General features: G+C 68.4%; 18 protein-coding genes. 8 read left to right on the forward strand and 10 right to left on the reverse strand.

Annotated features, from left to right (window positions below; translation table 11 throughout):
* Positions 1-89: 89 nt before the first annotated feature.
* Both AC1M2K_RS02395 and AC1M2K_RS02400 read left to right on the forward strand, forming a co-directional pair.
* Entirely contained in the window at positions 90-1,532 is a 1,443-nt protein-coding gene (locus AC1M2K_RS02395) for a helix-turn-helix domain-containing protein (RefSeq protein ID WP_480239683.1), read from the forward strand.
* 22 nt (positions 1,533-1,554) lie between these two features.
* Positions 1,555-1,728, forward strand: coding sequence for a hypothetical protein (locus AC1M2K_RS02400; RefSeq protein WP_480237822.1), 174 nt, complete (start codon positions 1,555-1,557; stop codon positions 1,726-1,728).
* A gap of 46 nt (positions 1,729-1,774) precedes the next feature.
* Here the strand turns inward: AC1M2K_RS02400 and AC1M2K_RS02405 are convergent, their stop codons facing one another.
* Together AC1M2K_RS02405 and AC1M2K_RS02410 are read right to left on the reverse strand one after the other, a co-directional pair.
* Positions 1,775-2,578 (reverse strand): TrmH family RNA methyltransferase, encoded by an 804-nt coding sequence (locus AC1M2K_RS02405; protein WP_480239684.1) that lies wholly within the window; start codon positions 2,576-2,578, stop codon positions 1,775-1,777.
* A gap of 19 nt (positions 2,579-2,597) precedes the next feature.
* Complete coding sequence (locus tag AC1M2K_RS02410) at positions 2,598-3,062, reverse strand: Lrp/AsnC family transcriptional regulator (protein WP_480237824.1); 465 nt, start codon at positions 3,060-3,062, stop codon at positions 2,598-2,600.
* 249 nt (positions 3,063-3,311) lie between these two features.
* Here AC1M2K_RS02410 and AC1M2K_RS02415 point away from each other — a divergent pair, with 249 nt between their 5' ends.
* The 4 genes from AC1M2K_RS02415 to AC1M2K_RS02430 are packed head-to-tail and all read left to right on the forward strand — an operon-like array spanning position 3,312 to position 6,451.
* Positions 3,312-4,340: a thiamine pyrophosphate-dependent enzyme gene (locus AC1M2K_RS02415; protein ID WP_480239685.1), complete on the forward strand. Its 1,029-nt coding sequence runs from the start codon at positions 3,312-3,314 to the stop codon at positions 4,338-4,340.
* 19 nt (positions 4,341-4,359) lie between these two features.
* Positions 4,360-5,358: an alpha-ketoacid dehydrogenase subunit beta gene (locus AC1M2K_RS02420; RefSeq protein WP_480240795.1), complete on the forward strand. Its 999-nt coding sequence runs from the start codon at positions 4,360-4,362 to the stop codon at positions 5,356-5,358.
* Positions 5,351-5,671, forward strand: a complete 321-nt coding sequence (locus AC1M2K_RS02425) for a biotin/lipoyl-containing protein (RefSeq protein WP_480239686.1) — start codon at positions 5,351-5,353, stop codon at positions 5,669-5,671. The genes AC1M2K_RS02420 and AC1M2K_RS02425 overlap by 8 nt, the downstream gene beginning before the upstream one ends.
* A gap of 3 nt (positions 5,672-5,674) precedes the next feature.
* Positions 5,675-6,451: an alpha/beta fold hydrolase gene (locus AC1M2K_RS02430; protein WP_480239687.1), complete on the forward strand. Its 777-nt coding sequence runs from the start codon at positions 5,675-5,677 to the stop codon at positions 6,449-6,451.
* Positions 6,452-6,569: 118 nt separating this feature from the next.
* Here the strand turns inward: AC1M2K_RS02430 and AC1M2K_RS02435 are convergent, their stop codons facing one another.
* Positions 6,570-7,172, reverse strand: a complete 603-nt coding sequence (locus AC1M2K_RS02435) for an isochorismatase family protein (protein WP_480237828.1) — start codon at positions 7,170-7,172, stop codon at positions 6,570-6,572.
* A gap of 88 nt (positions 7,173-7,260) precedes the next feature.
* Positions 7,261-7,557, reverse strand: a complete 297-nt coding sequence (locus tag AC1M2K_RS02440; protein ID WP_480239688.1) for a helix-turn-helix domain-containing protein — start codon at positions 7,555-7,557, stop codon at positions 7,261-7,263.
* Between the two features lie 62 nt (positions 7,558-7,619).
* Here AC1M2K_RS02440 and map point away from each other — a divergent pair, with 62 nt between their 5' ends.
* A complete protein-coding gene (map, locus tag AC1M2K_RS02445; RefSeq protein WP_480239689.1) occupies positions 7,620-8,393 on the forward strand; it encodes a type I methionyl aminopeptidase in 774 nt (257 codons plus the stop codon).
* A 19-nt stretch (positions 8,394-8,412) separates the two neighbouring features.
* Here map and dacB read toward each other — a convergent pair whose 3' ends face one another.
* Together dacB and AC1M2K_RS02455 are read right to left on the reverse strand one after the other, a co-directional pair.
* A complete protein-coding gene (dacB, locus tag AC1M2K_RS02450) occupies positions 8,413-9,939 on the reverse strand; it encodes a D-alanyl-D-alanine carboxypeptidase/D-alanyl-D-alanine endopeptidase (RefSeq protein ID WP_480239690.1) in 1,527 nt (508 codons plus the stop codon).
* A gap of 43 nt (positions 9,940-9,982) precedes the next feature.
* A complete protein-coding gene (locus AC1M2K_RS02455) occupies positions 9,983-10,969 on the reverse strand; it encodes a Gfo/Idh/MocA family protein (RefSeq protein WP_480239691.1) in 987 nt (328 codons plus the stop codon).
* A 39-nt stretch (positions 10,970-11,008) separates the two neighbouring features.
* Between AC1M2K_RS02455 and AC1M2K_RS02460 the strand changes: the two genes are divergently transcribed.
* Entirely contained in the window at positions 11,009-11,527 is a 519-nt protein-coding gene (locus tag AC1M2K_RS02460) for a GNAT family N-acetyltransferase (protein ID WP_480239692.1), read from the forward strand.
* 10 nt (positions 11,528-11,537) lie between these two features.
* Here AC1M2K_RS02460 and AC1M2K_RS02465 read toward each other — a convergent pair whose 3' ends face one another.
* The 4 genes from AC1M2K_RS02465 to AC1M2K_RS02480 are packed head-to-tail and all read right to left on the reverse strand — an operon-like array spanning position 11,538 to position 15,621.
* The gene (locus tag AC1M2K_RS02465; protein WP_480239693.1) at positions 11,538-11,984 is read right to left on the reverse strand and encodes a hypothetical protein; all 447 of its coding nucleotides are present in this window, start codon (positions 11,982-11,984) and stop codon (positions 11,538-11,540) included.
* Positions 11,985-12,026: 42 nt separating this feature from the next.
* The gene (locus tag AC1M2K_RS02470) at positions 12,027-12,938 is read right to left on the reverse strand and encodes a beta/alpha barrel domain-containing protein (RefSeq protein WP_480239694.1); all 912 of its coding nucleotides are present in this window, start codon (positions 12,936-12,938) and stop codon (positions 12,027-12,029) included.
* Positions 12,935-14,161 carry a CaiB/BaiF CoA transferase family protein gene (locus tag AC1M2K_RS02475; protein WP_480239695.1) on the reverse strand — a complete coding sequence of 409 codons (1,227 nt, stop codon included), beginning with the start codon at positions 14,159-14,161 and terminating at the stop codon, positions 12,935-12,937. The genes AC1M2K_RS02470 and AC1M2K_RS02475 overlap by 4 nt, the downstream gene beginning before the upstream one ends.
* Complete coding sequence (locus AC1M2K_RS02480; RefSeq protein ID WP_480239696.1) at positions 14,161-15,621, reverse strand: GntP family permease; 1,461 nt, start codon at positions 15,619-15,621, stop codon at positions 14,161-14,163. Before AC1M2K_RS02480 ends, AC1M2K_RS02475 begins: the two co-directional genes overlap by 1 nt.
* Positions 15,622-15,680 lie beyond the last annotated feature (59 nt).

The raw sequence follows: 15,680 nt of genomic DNA on the forward strand, positions 1-15,680 counted from the left end.
GTGGCTTGAGTCAACGATGACGCATAAATCGCCAGAGATAACACGACTGTGGGTGTTAAGAATCGCCGTTCTTACGATATTGTTCAGGAATGAATCGAACGACGTCCGATCTGTCGACGCTGGGACATCGCATCCGTCATTTCCGGTCGGAGCGGTCCCTGACCCTGGACGAGCTCGGGGAGCGGGCAGGTCTCGCCGGCAGCCAGCTCTCGCTCATCGAGAACGGGAAGCGTGAACCCAAACTGTCCGCGCTGCAGGCGATCGCGTCGGCGCTCGATGTCGACCTCACCGACCTTCTCGCCGCCGAACCGCCGAATCCGCGCGCGGCCCTGGAGATCGAACTGCGATCTGCCCAGCGGAGTTCGCTCTACACGGAACTCGGCCTGCCGGCCGTGAAACCGAGCAAGGGCATGACCGACGACGCGCTCACCGCCCTCGTCGGGCTGCACCGGGAACTCCAGCGCAAGGCGACGGAGGCCATCGCCACACCCGAAGAGGCGAGGCGTGCGAACACCGAGCTGCGGGAATGGATGCGCGAACGCGACAACTACCTGCCGGAGATCGAGGACCTCGCCGAGGAGAAGATCAAGGCGGCAGGCCACGTCCGTGGCGCTGTCACCCACCGCACCGTGAGCATCATGGCCGAGCAGCTCGGGCTCAGCCTGATCTACGTCAACGACCTCCCCCACTCCGCACGCAGCGTCACTGACCTGGCCAACGGGCGGATCTACCTTCCGCCCGCGTCGATCCCCGGTGGGCACGGCCTCCGCTCGATGGCGCTGCAGGCCATGGCGCACCGGCTGCTCGAGCACACCCGTCCGACGAGCTACGCCGCCTTCCTCCGCCAGCGGCTCGAGATCAACTACTTTGCGGCGTGCTGCCTCATGCCGCAGGAGGCGGCGGTCGCGTTCCTCAGCCAGGCCAAACGTGACAAAAACCTCGCCGTCGAGGACTTCCGCGACGCCTTCGGCGTCACCCATGAGGCAGCCGCTTTGCGGTTCACGAACCTCGCCACGCACCACCTCGACATGCCGCTGCACTTCCTCCGGGTCTCAGAGGACGGCTCGCTCGCCAAGGGCTATGAGAACGACGGGCTCCCGCTGCCGATGGACGTCACCGGTGCGATCGAAGGGCAGATCGTCTGCCGCAAGTGGAGTGCGAGGAGCGCATTCGAGCGCACCAACCGCACGACGGAGCTGTACCAGTACACCGACACGCCCTCTGGCACGTACTGGTGCGCGACACAGACCGGAGCGACGAGCGCCGGCGAGTTCTCCATCTCGGTGGGCGTCCCGTTCAACCAGGCGAAGTGGTTCCGCGGGCGGGAGACGACGGCGAGGGCTGCGTCGAGCTGCCCGGACCCGTCGTGCTGCCGCCGCCCGCCCAACGGCCTCGCCGAGCGCTGGCGCGACCAGGCCTGGCCGAGCGCCAGGCTGCACGCCCACATCCTCTCGCCGCTGCCCAGCGGAACGTTCCCCGGGGTCGACGACTCCGAAGTATACGAGTTCCTCGACAGGCACAGCGACGGCTGATCGCCGGTGCTAGTGTCGCGTCATGGCTGAACCGACACACGAAGAGAAGCGGCACGACCAGCTCACGAGCGCACCGGATGCCACTGAGGCAGACGCCGCCCCGCGGATCGAGGTCAGCGAGGGCGAGAACGGCGCGACTCGGATCGACATCGCCGACGACGCCCCCGTGCGGCCGAGCGACCCCACAGAGGACTGAAGCGACCCGGTCAGAACCTGAGACGGCCAGGCGGACGCATCCGCCCTCAGGAGGTGCCGAGCGCCCACATCGCGACGGCGCTCGCCGCTGCGACATTGAGTGAGTCGATGCCGTGCTTCATCGGAATCATCACGACGCTGTCGGATGCTGCGATCGCGGCATCCGTGAGCCCGTCGCCCTCCGCCCCGAGCACGAGTGCGAGGCGGTCGTGGTCGGCACTGTGAACGTCTCGCAGGCTGACCGCATCCGGGGACAGCGCGAGGGCGGCAACGTGGAAACCGTGGCGGGTGAGCAGCGCCCTCGTGTCGTCCCAGTCGCCGACCCGCGTCCACGGCACCTGGAGCACCGTGCCCATCGACACCCGGATGGCTCGGCGGTAGAACGGGTCGGAGCAGCGCGGGGTCACGAGGATGGCATCCGCCCCGATTGCGCCTGCCGAGCGGAAGATGGCACCGACGTTCGTGGGATCGGCGACGTTCTCGAGGATGACGATGCGCCGGGCACCCTCGAGCAGCTGGTCGGGATCGGGGAGGGCCGGCCGGTGCATCGACGCGATGAGTCCGCGGTGGAGGACGTAGCCGGTCAGTTCGGCGAGAAGCTCGCCCGGTCCGACGAAGACGGGAACGTCGCTGTCACCGAGCAGGTCGAGCGCCTCGTCGACGGTCGCGCCGAGGGCGAGGACGGAGCGCGGCTGGTGACCGGCCCTGAGCGCCCGCTCGAAGACGAGGAGGGACTCAGCCAGGTAGAGCCCGTGCTCGGTTCCCCTGGCCTTCTTCAGGGCGACATCGGTGGAGTGGGCGTAGTCGGCGAGCCGCGGGTCGGAGAGGTCGGAGATCTCGAGAACGGGCACCTGGCGAGTTTACCGAGCGCTACCCGGCGGCCTCGACGAACGCGGGGAGCGTGCGGTGATCGAGGAACGTGGTCAGGGCGATCGACGATGACGCCCTGACGACAGACTCGACGCTGAGGACGGTGTCGAGGACGCGCTGGAGGTCGTCGTTGGAACGGGCCACGACACGGAGCAGGAGGTCGGCGGCGCCTGAGACGCTGTGGATCTCGAGCACCTCGGGGATCTGCTCGAGTTCACTCGCGGCAGGAGCGCCGAGACTCTGGGTGAGTTCGAGCGAGACGAACGCCGTCACGGGGAACCCGAATCGTGCGGGGTCGAGCTGGGGCGCAAGCGACGAGATCGCGCCTGAACCGATCAGCTTGTCGAGCCGGGACTGGACGGTCGCCCTGGCAACGCCGAGTCGCCTGCTCGCCTCGAGCACGCCGACCTTCGGCTCCTCGGTCATCAACGTGACCAGCCGCACATCGAGAGAATCGGGGGTCATGGGCCATCCCTTCGGGTCCGCTGAACAGTGTAGCGCGATCGGTCGGAGCCAGCCTGTTGCCGGACTAGGCAGAATGCGTGGTCAATCCGGCATTCATACACACAAACAGTACAACCTGACTGCGATCAAGGGTCTGGATTGCTCGGTTCCGGACGCGAGGCTAGTGTCGGCTCCACGGCACCGCACCGTCGCGTGCCGTCGGCCTGCCCTCCCGGGTGGGCGCGATCCGAACACGAGCAGGGACCTGGCATGACCACAGCACCCCTCCCGGACCCCGCAGACGTCCGCGTCGACGACGACCTGCTGCGCCGCGCATACGAGCTGATGGTGCACACCCGCGCACTCGATGCGAACGCGGTCGCCTGGCAGCGACAGGGGCTCCTCCCCGCCTACCCGCCACTCAAGGGGCAGGAAGCCGCACAGGTCGGAAGCGTCCTCGGCGTCGACCTCACCGCAGACCTTCTCTTTCCGACCTACCGGGAGCTCGGCGTCGCCGTCGCTGCGGGAGTCGACCTTCCCGGCTACTTCGGCAACCACCTCGGACTGTGGAACGGCGGGCTCTACGACCCGGTCGGCTCCGGATTCGCGCCGATCCAGGCCGTCGTCGGAGGCAGCGTCCTCCACGCCGTCGGCTGGGCGCTCGGTCGCGCACTCGACGGGAAGGATGCCGTCGCGGTCGCCTACCTCGGCGACGGCGCGAGCTCGCAGGGCGACGTGCACGAGGCCATGAACTTCGCCGCGGTGCTCGACGCCCCCGTCGTCTTCTTCGTGCAGAACAACCGCTGGGCGCTCTCCGTCCCGCTGCACCGCCAGGTGGCCGGCGAATCGGTCGCCGCCCGGGCAGCCGGATACGGCATCCCTGGCCTGACCGTCGACGGCGACGACGTCGCGGCGGTCTACCAGGCCATGACCACTGCGGTCGAGCACGCTCGCTCCGCACGGCAGCCGGTCGTCCTCGAGGCGATGACCTACCGGCGCGGCCCACACGCCACGAGCGACGACCCCGGGCGCTACCGCAGCCTCGACGACGAGCGCGCCGCTGGACCGGACCCGATCGAGCGGCTCCGCGACAGGCTCACCACGACCGGCGCTGCGGATGCCGGCTGGTTCGCTGCGGTCGACACCGACGTCGCCGCGAAGGTCGAGGACCTGCACCGGGCTCTCGTCGCCGAGCCCCATCGCCCCGGCTCCGATCTGTTCGAGCACGTCTTCGTGTCATCGACCCCACAACTGGCCGCGCAGGAACGCCGCTGGCGAGAGGAGAGCGACCGTGTCTGACACCCTTCTGGAGGCTCCCATGCCGACGACACCGACGGGCATCCGTTCGCTGTCGATGCAGCAGGCACTCAATGCCGCGCTGGCCGACGAGATGGCAGCGGACCCGCGCGTCCTCGTCTTCGGTGAGGATGTCGGAACACTCGGCGGCGTGTTCCGGGTCACGGACACGCTGCAGAAGCGCTTCGGCGACACTCGCGTCTTCGACACCCCGTTGGCCGAATCGGGCATCATCGGCATGGCCGTAGGTCTCGCGATGGCGGGCTGGCGTCCGGTGCCCGAGATCCAGTTCGACGGCTTCGCCTTCCCCGCGTTCGACCAGATCGTCTGCCAGCTGGCGAGGATGAACTACCGCAGCAGAGGCACCATGCCGATGCCGGTGACCGTGCGGGTGCCGAGCTTCGGCGGGATCCGTGCGCCAGAACATCACGGCGAAAGCCTCGAGGCGTACTTCGCGCACGTGCCGGGACTCAAGGTCGTCTCTCCGTCGAACCCGCACCAGGCGTACCACCTGCTCAGGCACTCGATCGCGGAACAGGACCCGGTGATCTTCATGGAGCCGAAGGCGCGCTACTGGAACCCGGGAGAGCTCGACGCAGAGCCCGGGAAGCTCGACGGCGCCCGGATCGTGCGGACCGGCCGCCACGCCACCCTCGTCGCATGGGGCGCCATGGTCGCGCGGTGCCTGCAGGTCGCCGAGCTCGCCGCCGAGGACGGTGTCGACCTCGAGGTCCTCGACCTGCGCTGGCTGAAGCCCATCGACGAAGCCGCACTCGCGGAGAGCGTCGGACGCACCGGACGCGCCGTGATCGTGCACGAAGCACCGCTCTCCGGCGGGCTCGGCGGGGAACTCGCCGCGCTCATCTCCCAGCACTGCTTCGGAAAGCTGAAGGCCCCTGTGGAACGCGTCACCGGCTTCGACGTCCCATACCCGTCCGGCGACCTCGAGGACGAACACATCCCCGACATCGACCGCATCCTGTTCGGTGTGCAGCGGGTTCTGGAGTACGGCCGTGGCTGAGCGCTCCTTCCCGCTGCCCGACCTCGGTGAGGGCCTGATCGACGCCACCGTGCTGGAGTGGCTCGTCGCCGAAGGCGACTTCGTCGAGCGGAACGCTCCTCTCATCGAAGTCGAGACGACGAAGTCGGCCGTCGAGCTGCCGTCACCGCTGAGCGGCACGGTGCTGCGGTTGCACGCCACGGACGGCGACACGGTGAAAGTCGGCGAACCGCTGATCACCTTCGCCGTTCCTGACGCGGAGGCCGGGATCATCGGCACGGTGCCCGCAGAGAAGCCCGCCACCCGCCGCGTGCGGCTGGCTCCCCCGGAGTGACCAGTGACAGACGCGGCTGAACCGTTCGAAGCAGGCAGGGTCGAGCGGCCGGACGGGGTCGGCGTCGCGTATCGGCGGTTCGGCGCGCCTGGTGACCCGCTCGTCCTCGCCGTGCACGGATTCGCGTCGACATCGACGCTGACCTGGGAGACCTCCGGCTGGATCAGGGGGCTGACCGCAGACGGACGGCAGGTTCTCACTGTCGACCTCCGCGGCCACGGCGAGAGCGACAAGCCGACGGATGCCTCCGCGTACGGGATCGGGATCCTGGTCGACGACCTCGTGGCCGTTCTCGACGGCGTTGCCGTCGACCCGGTGGACTACCTCGGCTACTCCCTCGGCTCGCGATTGGGCTGGGAACTCGCCGTTCGGCATCCGGAGCTGGTCCGGTCGCTCAGCCTCGGCGGCCTCCCCGCGACCGAGCCGCTGCTCGCGTTCGACGTGGCTGCGGCATCCGCCGACCTGGCCGGCGGGGAATCGGTCGCCGATGACGCCACCAGGTCTTTCCTGGCGATGATTGCCGCGCCGGGGAACGACGCGCCCGCACTGGTCGCCCTCGCCGCTGGGGTGCGCGTCAGCCCCCGATCGGATGAGGCTCCGGCCGTGCCGACCCTGCTCGTCACCGGCGACGACGACGACGTCGCCAGGGACGGGATCGGCCTCGTGGATCGCGTGGCGGACGGGCGGTTCGTCGCCATCCCGGGGCGCACCCACGTCAACACGGTGTCGGCGCGGGCGTTCAAGACGGCGACGCTCGAGTTCCTCGGCTCGCTCGACTGACGTCCTGCGCGCCGTCGGGTTCCGGCGGCACGGTGTCGAACTGCGGAGATTTCCGGGTCGACGATCGGGAATGGCCGTCAGACGGCCGTGTCAGCGAGTTTCTCCGCAGTTGGGGACGTCAGTCGGCGTCGCTCGCGACGAGGACCGCGCCCGCGTGACCCATCTCGGCGATGGCGGTGTCGCTCGTCTCCCTGGCGACACCGGCGATGAGATCGGTGAAGACCCGAACGTGCCTGCCGTGTTCGACGGCGTCCAGGACGGATGCCCGCACGCAGTAGTCGGTGGCGATCCCGGCAACGTCCACCTCTGTGACGCCGTGCTCGTCGAGCACCTCGGTGATCGTGGCGCCGTCAGACGCGCCGCCGTCGACGTGCCCGTCGAAGATCGAGTAGGCCGGCTCACCCTGCCCCTTCTTCACGTGCAGGGTGATTCTGGAGGTGTCGAGGGCCGGGTGATATTCCGCTCCGGCGGTGCCTGCGACGCAGTGCACCGGCCAGGTGTCGAGGAAGTCCGGTTCCTCACCGGTCGGGGCGAAGTGCCCGCCGTTGTCGCCCTCCGCGTTGTGCCAGTCGCGCGACGCGATGACCACGGCGTAGTCGCCGGCTGACCGCTCGAGGTAGCCGGTCAGGTGTGCAGCGACCGCCGCTCCCCCGTCGACTCCCAGCGCACCGCCCTCGGTGAAGTCGTTCTGGACGTCGATGATGAACAGTGCCCTGGTCATGAGTGGCCTCCCCGTTTCCGCAGTCGTTTCAGGGTACCGCCGCGCTCCGTGCGTCGTCTGCCCCGCTGAAGCGACGCAGCCGCAGGACCTAAGAGACCAGCCGTTCGTGTGCGTTGGCGTCGGCCGATTCGGCGCCTCGCTCCGGCCCGGCGATCTCGGTCCACACCGCGTCGAGGGAGAGCCCGAGGACGTCGGCGATCGCGGCGATGGTCGAAAAGGCGGGAGTCGCGACACGGCCGGACTCGATCTTCCGAAGGGTCTCGGGCGACACACCGGCATCGAGCGCGGTCTTGAGCATCGAACGCTCTCCCCTGGCGCTCCGCAGCAGGGCGCCGAGGCGCTTTCCACGATCGACCTCTGCTGGGGTGTGCGGCAACCTGACCATGGCTCCGATTCTAGTACGGGATAGTTTGACCGGTATAGTTATTGGCGAACGAAAGGCGCCGCATGATCGAGATCCTCAACCCCGCAGAACTGGCCAGAGCGAGAGAGACAGGCGCCCTGGTCGCCGACATCCTGCAGACGCTGAAGAGCCGGAGCGCCGTCGGAACGAACCTCCTGGACATCGACAGATGGGCACAGGCCATGATCGTGGAGGCCGGCGCGCAGTCCTGCTACGTCGACTACGAGCCGTCCTTCGGGCGCGGGCCGTTCGGTCACTACATCTGCACCGCCGTCAACGACGCCGTGCTCCACGGGCTGCCGCACGACTACAGTCTGGCCGACGGCGACCTGCTGACCCTCGACCTCGCCGTCTCGCTGGGCGGGGTCGCCGCAGACTCGGCCATCAGCTTCGTCGTGGGCGACTCGAGGCCCCCGGAGAGCGTCGCGCTGATCGCGGCGACCGAACGCGCGCTGACCGCGGGGATCGCCGCAGCAGGGCCAGGGGCACGCATCGGCGACATCTCCGCCGCCATCGGCGCTGTCCTCAGCGAAGCGGGATACCCGATCAACACCGAGTTCGGCGGTCACGGCATCGGATCGACCATGCACCAGGACCCGCACGTTCCGAACACGGGGCGCGCCGGGCGCGGATACACGCTGCGCCCAGGACTGTTGCTCGCGCTGGAGCCATGGGTCATGGCGGACACCGCAGAACTCGTCACCGATGCCGACGGCTGGACGCTCAGGAGTGCGACGGGTTCGCGGACGGCGCACAGTGAGCACACCATCGCGATCACCAACGACGGAGCCGAGATCCTCACCCTTCGGAGGTCGTGAGAAGGGCGCTTGGGCCCAGCTAGGTGTTGGAGAGATTGCTCCCACACCGGTAGAACGCGGTCGTGAGGGTGTCGATCGCGGTCCTGGCGTTGGCGCCGACGCGGCCGGTTGCGAAGATCGCGAAGATCAGGGTGGAACCGTCGGCAGCGTCGATGATCCCGGTGAGCGTGTATGCCGAGGAGATCGACCCCGACTTGGCGCGCACATGGCCCCTCGCCACCGCGTTGTCGCCGAAGAACCGGTTGGCGTAATTGAGGGTGCCTGACTGGCCCGCGACCGGCAGCCCGTCGCGGATGATGCCGAGCGTTCCCTCGCGGGCGTTGATCTTGAGGAAGAGCGAGGTGAAATACGACGGGGGGACGGCGTTGTTCCGGCTCATCCCCGAACCGTCGGCGATCCGCAACCCGCTCGTGGGAATTCCGTAGACCTGCAGGGCCTGCGGGATCGCCGTCGCGAGCGCGTCGATCGTGTTGCCGACGCCGAGTTCGATGGCGACATGCCTCGCGACCATCTCGGCCAGCGAGTTGTCCGAGGGGATGAGGAACTGGGGAATGAGGACGGACAGCGGCTGTGACGAGACGGATGCCAGTTCGGCAGCGCCGGCAGGAGCGGTCCCCTGTTCGATGGAGACGCCGCTGAAGTACTGGGCGAAGGCGGAACCTGCCCGTCCGATCGGGTCGTCGCCACGGCGGGAGAGGAACACCCGGGGGTCGGCGCGGTCCGCGTCGACCTGCAGTGCCGTGATGTGCGACAGCCAGCCGGTTCCGCGCTCGGTCGGTGGCCAGGTGTCCCCCCAGGTCTTGCCGCCGAAGTAGGTCGAGTCGAGCACGATCCGGGTGATCGGGGTGCCGGGGAACCGGGCCTCCCACGCCGTCTTCGCCTTCGCGGCGAGGTCGTCGAGGTGCGCCGCGCCGGCGTACACGGGCTCCTGGCCTGATGGCAGCCGCGAGAGGGTGAGGTCTCCGCCGCCGACGAGCACGATCGTGCCTGCCTCTGCACCCGCGACCACGCGGGTGGATGCCCGGAAGTCGGGGCCGAGGACGTTGAGCGCCGCTGCCGCCGTGAGAACCTTCATCGAGCTCGCGGTCTGCGAGGCGGTTCCCGCGTTCCTGTCGAACATGAGCTGGCCGCCGGCCGCGTTGAGCACCTGAGCCTGCAGTGTGCCGAACCTCGAGTCGCCGAGCAGCCCGGCCACCGAGCAGGTCCGCAGAGGAGTCGCAGCCTGTTCGATCGTCGAGACCGGGCGGGGCGGTGGTGTGGTGGGGGTCGGTGTGGGGGTGGCCGTCGGTGTCGGGGCGGCGGTCACCGCCGCCGGCGCTACGGTCGTCGCTCCGAGCGCGACGGCTCCTCCGCCGAGTACGGCGAAGGCCGCAGCGGATGCGACGACGAGCCACGCCGTGCGGTGCCTGCCGAAGACCGCTCCGATGCCTGCCCTGCGGTGCGCTGTCGCGCGAGCGGGGGTATCGGCGCGCGCCGGAGCATCCGCCTCGATCGACGGACCGGTCAGCCCATCGTCGGCGGGATCGTCCTGGGGGGAGTCGCGCACCCGATGATTTTACCGGGTGCGCCCGTCGAGGTGACCTTCCGGGCTATTCGCCCGGGTACACCAGGCCGATCTGTCGGCGGATGTCGTCGAGGGTGCCCATGATCGACACCGTCTCGGCGAGCGGGAGAAGATCGGTTTCGAGCAGGCCCTCGGCGACGAGACGCTCGAGTTCGATCGCCTGGAACTGCATTCCTCGCCCGACAACCGTCGAGGTGTAGGTCTCGAGGACCTCGTCCGCGTTGTTGTACACGGTGAACGAGGTCGGGGTGTACCAGACGGCGTCGATGTCGATGCGACCCTCGGAACCGATGATGCTCGCGACGTTGGGGCCGTGGGCGTTGCTCGCCGAGAACGTGGTGGCGATGCGGTCGTCGCCGTAGGTGAAGATCGTGGCGACGGCGGCGTCAGCCCCTGTCTCGCGGAACGTGGCGGACGCCGCGATCTGCGCTGGCGTCCCGAAGACCGCGTTCGTGAAGGAGATCGGGTAGATCCCGAGGTCCAGGAGCGCTCCACCACCGAGCTCGAGCGCATTGAGCCGGTGGTTCGGGTCGGACGGGAGGTGCTGCGTGTGGTCGGCGACGACCGAGCGGAGCTCACCGATGGTGCCTTCAGCGAGGATCTCGCGGATCCGGGCCATGTGCGGCAGGAACCGGGTCCACATCGCTTCGAGCACGACGAGGCCGAGTTCCTGGGCGCGGGCGACGACGGCTTCGGCCTCCGGCTTGTTCAGCGTGAACGGCTTCTCGATGAGGACGTGTTTGCCTGCCTCGAGTGCCAGGAGCGCCTGCGCCGCGTGGAACGGGTGCGGCGTGGCGATGTAGATGACATCGACCTCGGGGTCGGCGACGAGCGCCTCGTAGCTCGAGTGGACATTCGGGACGTTGAATTTCTCCGCGAACGCAGTCGCGGTCTCGATCCGGCGGGAACCGACCGCCTGCACGGTTAAGCCCGCGAGGACGAGGTCGTTGGCGAATGCCTGGGCGATGCCGCCCGGCCCGAGAATGCCCCAGCGGAGCCCAGTTGTAGTCACCGGTTTAGACTACTGGCGACCACGGCTCGGAGGCCACATATGACAGCACACCCCGACGATCTCGTCGTCACCCCGATCGGTGTCGCCGGTTTGGGCGCGCTCGTGGCCGGCGACCTGGCAGAGGCGTCCAGGATCACCGGTTACGACCTGCCCGATGAGTACCTCGACGCGAACGCGTGGCTGTGGGAGCTGCGCCTCGAGCAATTGCAGGAGACGCCGGATGACGAACCGTGGGTGGCCTGGATCGTCGCACGGGAGGACGACCGGCGGGTGATCGGGCGGTCAGGCTTTCATGGGGCTCCCGATGCCGACGGCATGGTGGAGCTCAGCTACTCGGTGCTGCCCGAGTTCCAGCGCCGCGGCTACGCGACGGCGATCGTCCGGCTCCTCGTGGATTACGCGAGGAAGCAGCGGGATGTCCGTGTGCTGCGGGCGTCGATCAGTCCGGACAACGCCGCGTCACTCGCCACGCTGGCGAAGTTCCCGTTCGTCCATGTCGGCGACCAGATGGATGAGATCGACGGCCTCGAGCTGGTCTTCGAGCTCCCTGTCGGCTGAGCCGTTCGGCTCACCGGCCGGCCGGTGACAGCTCGCGCGACGGTGAGCGCCGCGCGTCGGCGCCGGACGTTCGTCCCGTGCCCGCACGTGCAGCGCCGCCGCGCTGCGGCGATATCGGTCGGTGGGACGGGGCATCCTGTTTCGGCACAACGGCAGGCGGTGCTTTCGGCTTCGTCAGCGGGTGTGGTTCGCGCGCCGTGCCACCGCCGGTCATGAGGAACTGGGGAGGAAGCGACCGCTCGTAGAGCCCGTACACATTTTGCACGGCCTCCTCGACCGACCCCCAGTAGCCGACGAGCTCGCGGCGCGCCGGGTCTGCGTGCCAGGTCACGGCCCGGAAATACAGCTCGCGATCCGGGCCGAGCCGGAGCCGCCGCACGACCGCGATCGGTCCTGTTGCTGCCGAGTGCGTGACGACCCATTCAACGGGAGTGGTGACGTTGGAGAGGTCGGGCATGCCCCGACAGTACGTGCAGCGGCCGACATCAGGCGGGAGCCGTCAGCGGATCACCCACTCGAATGCCTCTGCCTTGCTTCGCGCTCCGGCTCGGGACCGTGACCGGTTGGGTTCGTCCAGGGTCGACGTGATCTCTTCGCCGAGGCGGACGAGCTCGCCGAACCGGCCGGGGTTCAGCCACTCCGGGCGAAAGGCGAAGACGAGGTCCTCGGTTGCCGTGTTCCCCGAGGCGCCTGGGGCGAACGGGCAGCCGCCGAGTCCGCCGAGGGCCCCGTCGACGACGGTCGCTCCGCCGTCGGCGGCGGCAGCGGCGTTCGTCACTCCGAGCCCCCAGGTGTCGTGACCGTGGTAGACGACCCCCAGGCCTGGACGCCGTTGGGAGGCCAGCCTGACGCGACGCTCGACCTCGGATGGGTGTGCCTGCCCCAGGGTGTCGCACACGACGACGTCGACGGCGCCGTCCGTGCGCGGGTCGTCGAGGATGCTCGTGAACCGCTCGATCGGGATCACGCCTTCGAACGGGCAGGTGAAGGACGTGGCGATGCACAGCTGCACGTTCCCGTCGACGGCTGACGCCGCGGCGATGGCGTCGGGCATCGCGTCGAGGGACGTCGCGGTGTCGCGGCCGATGTTGGCGCGATTGTGGCTGTCTGATGCGGAGAAGCAGTACTGGAAGTTGCGTGCCCCTGCCGCTGCGGCCCGTTCGACGTGCCTGGGTGTCGCCACCCAGACCCACACCCTGGCGCGTTCCTCTTCGGTCAGCGCTGCAACGACGTCGAGCGTGTCAGCCATCGTCGGCACCAGGTCGGGCCTGGCCATCGACCCCACCTCGATCTGCTCGATCCCGAGCGCGAACAGCTCGCGGACCAGCTCGACCTTCCGCTCGGTTGGCAGGTTCTTCCCTGCCAGTTGCAGGCCGTCACGCAGGGTGACGTCGCGGTACGCGATGCTCATCTCATTGCCTCCTCATAGGTGTCGATACGGTCGTCACTCCATCCCAGCTCGGAGAGGACCTCGCGGGTGTGCTCTCCGAGGTCCGGCCCGATGCTGCGGATCGGCTGCGATTGCCCGCCGAAGACGGGCACGATGCCGGGGAACCCGACGTTGGTGCGGAGCTGTTCGCCGTCGTTGACGTCGAACCGCTGGATCATGTTGCGCGCCGCGTACTGCGAATCGCTCCCGACGTCTTCGGCCGTGTAGATCGGGCCTGATGGTACGCCCGCTGCATCCAGTTCCTCGAGCGCGTGCTCGCTGGAGCGGGTGACGGCCCACTCCGAGATCGCGGCATCCAGCCGGTCACGGGCGGCCCAGCGACCCTCGTTCGATTGCAGCGTCGGATCGTCGGCGAGATCCGGACGGCCGATCAGGGTCATGTAACGCTGGTAGATGGCGTCGCCGTTCCCGGCGACGACGATGCTCTTGCCGTCGGCACACAGGTAGGCGTTCGACGGGGCGATCCCCTGCATCCGTCCTCCCGTGCGCTCGCGCCGCACGCCGTACGCCTCCCAGTCCGGAACCAGCGACTCGGTGACAGACAGCATCGCTTCGTTCAGGGCGACGTCGATGGTCCTCTGCGTGAACGAGAGACGCTGGGGGTCTTCGGAATGGCGTTGCCGGTCGAGCAGCGACATCACCACGCCGAATGCGGCATAGATCCCCGCGATCGTGTCGCCGATGGACACCCCGGTGCGGCTGGGCGGTCGCCCTGGCTCTCCGACGAGTTCCCTGAATCCGCCGTAGGCCTCTGCGACCGCGGCGAATCCCGGCCGGTGCGAGAGCGGGCCGGTCTGCCCGAACGCGGAGATGCGCGCGACGATCAGATCGGGGTTCGCGGCCTCGAGGGTCTGGTCGTCCAGTCCCCATTTCTCCAGCGTTCCCGGTCGGAAGTTCTCGAGCAGGACGTCAGAGGACCGGATGAGGTCGAGCACGATGTCGCGTCCCTCTTCGGTGCGCAGGTCGACGACCAGTGAGCGCTTCCCCCGATTGATCGTGCGGTAGAGCATGGATGTGTCGCCGGCGTACAGGCGCCACCGCCGGAGTTCGTCGCCGGTGCGGGGTCGTTCGATCTTGATGACGTCGGCGCCGAAGTCGGCGAGCATCCGTCCTGCGGTGGGCGCGGCGATGTAGTTGCCGAGTTCGACGACGCGGATGCCGCGGAGGGGGGAATTGTCGATCATCAGAGGAACACCGCCAGGATCAGGGTCATGCTCAGCGCGATGACCGATGCGAGGGAGACGCCGACAGTGACGGTTTTCAGGGCGCCACGGACGGACTGGTCGAGGAAGGTCTGGAGCAGCCAGAACGTGTTGGATGTCACGTGGATGCAGAAGAGCGCACCTGCCCCTGCCGCGAGCGCGATCAGGACCGGGTTGAGCCCCATGGTCGCGGCGACGGGGGCGATGATTCCTGCGGCGGTGATCGCCGAGAGGGTCACGGACCCGACGGCGATGTGCAGCACAGCGGCCATCGCCCAGACGACGAGCAGCGGCGCGAACGTGGTGGCCTGGAAGTAGCCCTGCAGGACGTCGCCGAGGTCGCCCTCGGAGATCACGGCGGCAAGCGAGCCGCCGATCCCGGTGAGGACGAAGATCTGTCCGCCGTCCTGGAAGCCCTTCACGAGCGACTTCTCGATGCGCTTGGTGCCGATCGCTGACCGCCCTATGAGTCCGGTGGCGATGACGGCGAGCAGGAGTGCGATCACCGGGCTTCCGAGGAACTGCATCGTCGGAACTTCTGCTCCGACGATCGTCAAGACGGCCTGTGCGGCGATCAGGAGGAGCGCGACGAGCATCGGGGCGAACAGCAGCATCAGAGGCCGCTCGTGCTCGGTCGTCGTTGTCGTGGACGAGCCGACGCCCCGTGGAGCGCCTCCGAGCGAGGTCCGAACCGTCCCGGTGAGAGTGCGGTCCAGCGGCGTCGGCTGGTTCGGCGCGGATTCGCCGGCCATCGCGGCGACGACCACCGGCTCCTCCACCTCCTCATCCCTGACGATGACCTCCTCGTCCTTCTCCGGGTTCCAGAACCCGAGCCGGAAGGCGATGCCCATGATGAGGATGGTCAGCACGACGGTGGGGACGACGACCGCGAATCCGCTGAGCATCATCACGCCAAGCGGCACGCCGAGCAGTCCGGCGAGCGCGACAGCGGCGAAGCCGGGGACCATGAGTACGATGCCGACCTCGAGCCCGACGGCGAAGGTCACGCCCATGATGCCTGTGCCCACTTTGCCCAGTCGTGGCGCGATCCGACGCGCCAGCGGGGCAGCGATCACGATCATGACGTCGATGAAGATCGTCTGGAGATACGTCGCGAACGACAGCCCGAGTGCATAGGGGATGCCGCGCTTACCGAAGACGCGCATGAGGCTCTCGACGAGCCTCGTGATCGCGCCCATCTCGTTGAGCATGGCCCCGATCAGGACTCCCCACGCGATGAGCAGTCCGGCCTCCATCATCACGTCGCCGAACCCCTGCGTCATGGTCGTGACGGTGTCGACGGGGCCGAGCCCGGTCAGCAGGCCGATGGCGGCAGCGCCGAGACCGAGGGCGATGACGGGATTGATGCGGAATCGAACGATGACGATGACCACGGCGATGATCACGAGCGCGACGACGCCGAGTGTGTACCAGTCGGGCACGAGGACCTCCTTGTGAATGCGCTTCGTTGCGCTTCTCACATCGTAAGCTAGTTCTCACA

It is taken from the genome of Mycetocola sp. Y171, assembly GCF_056713165.1.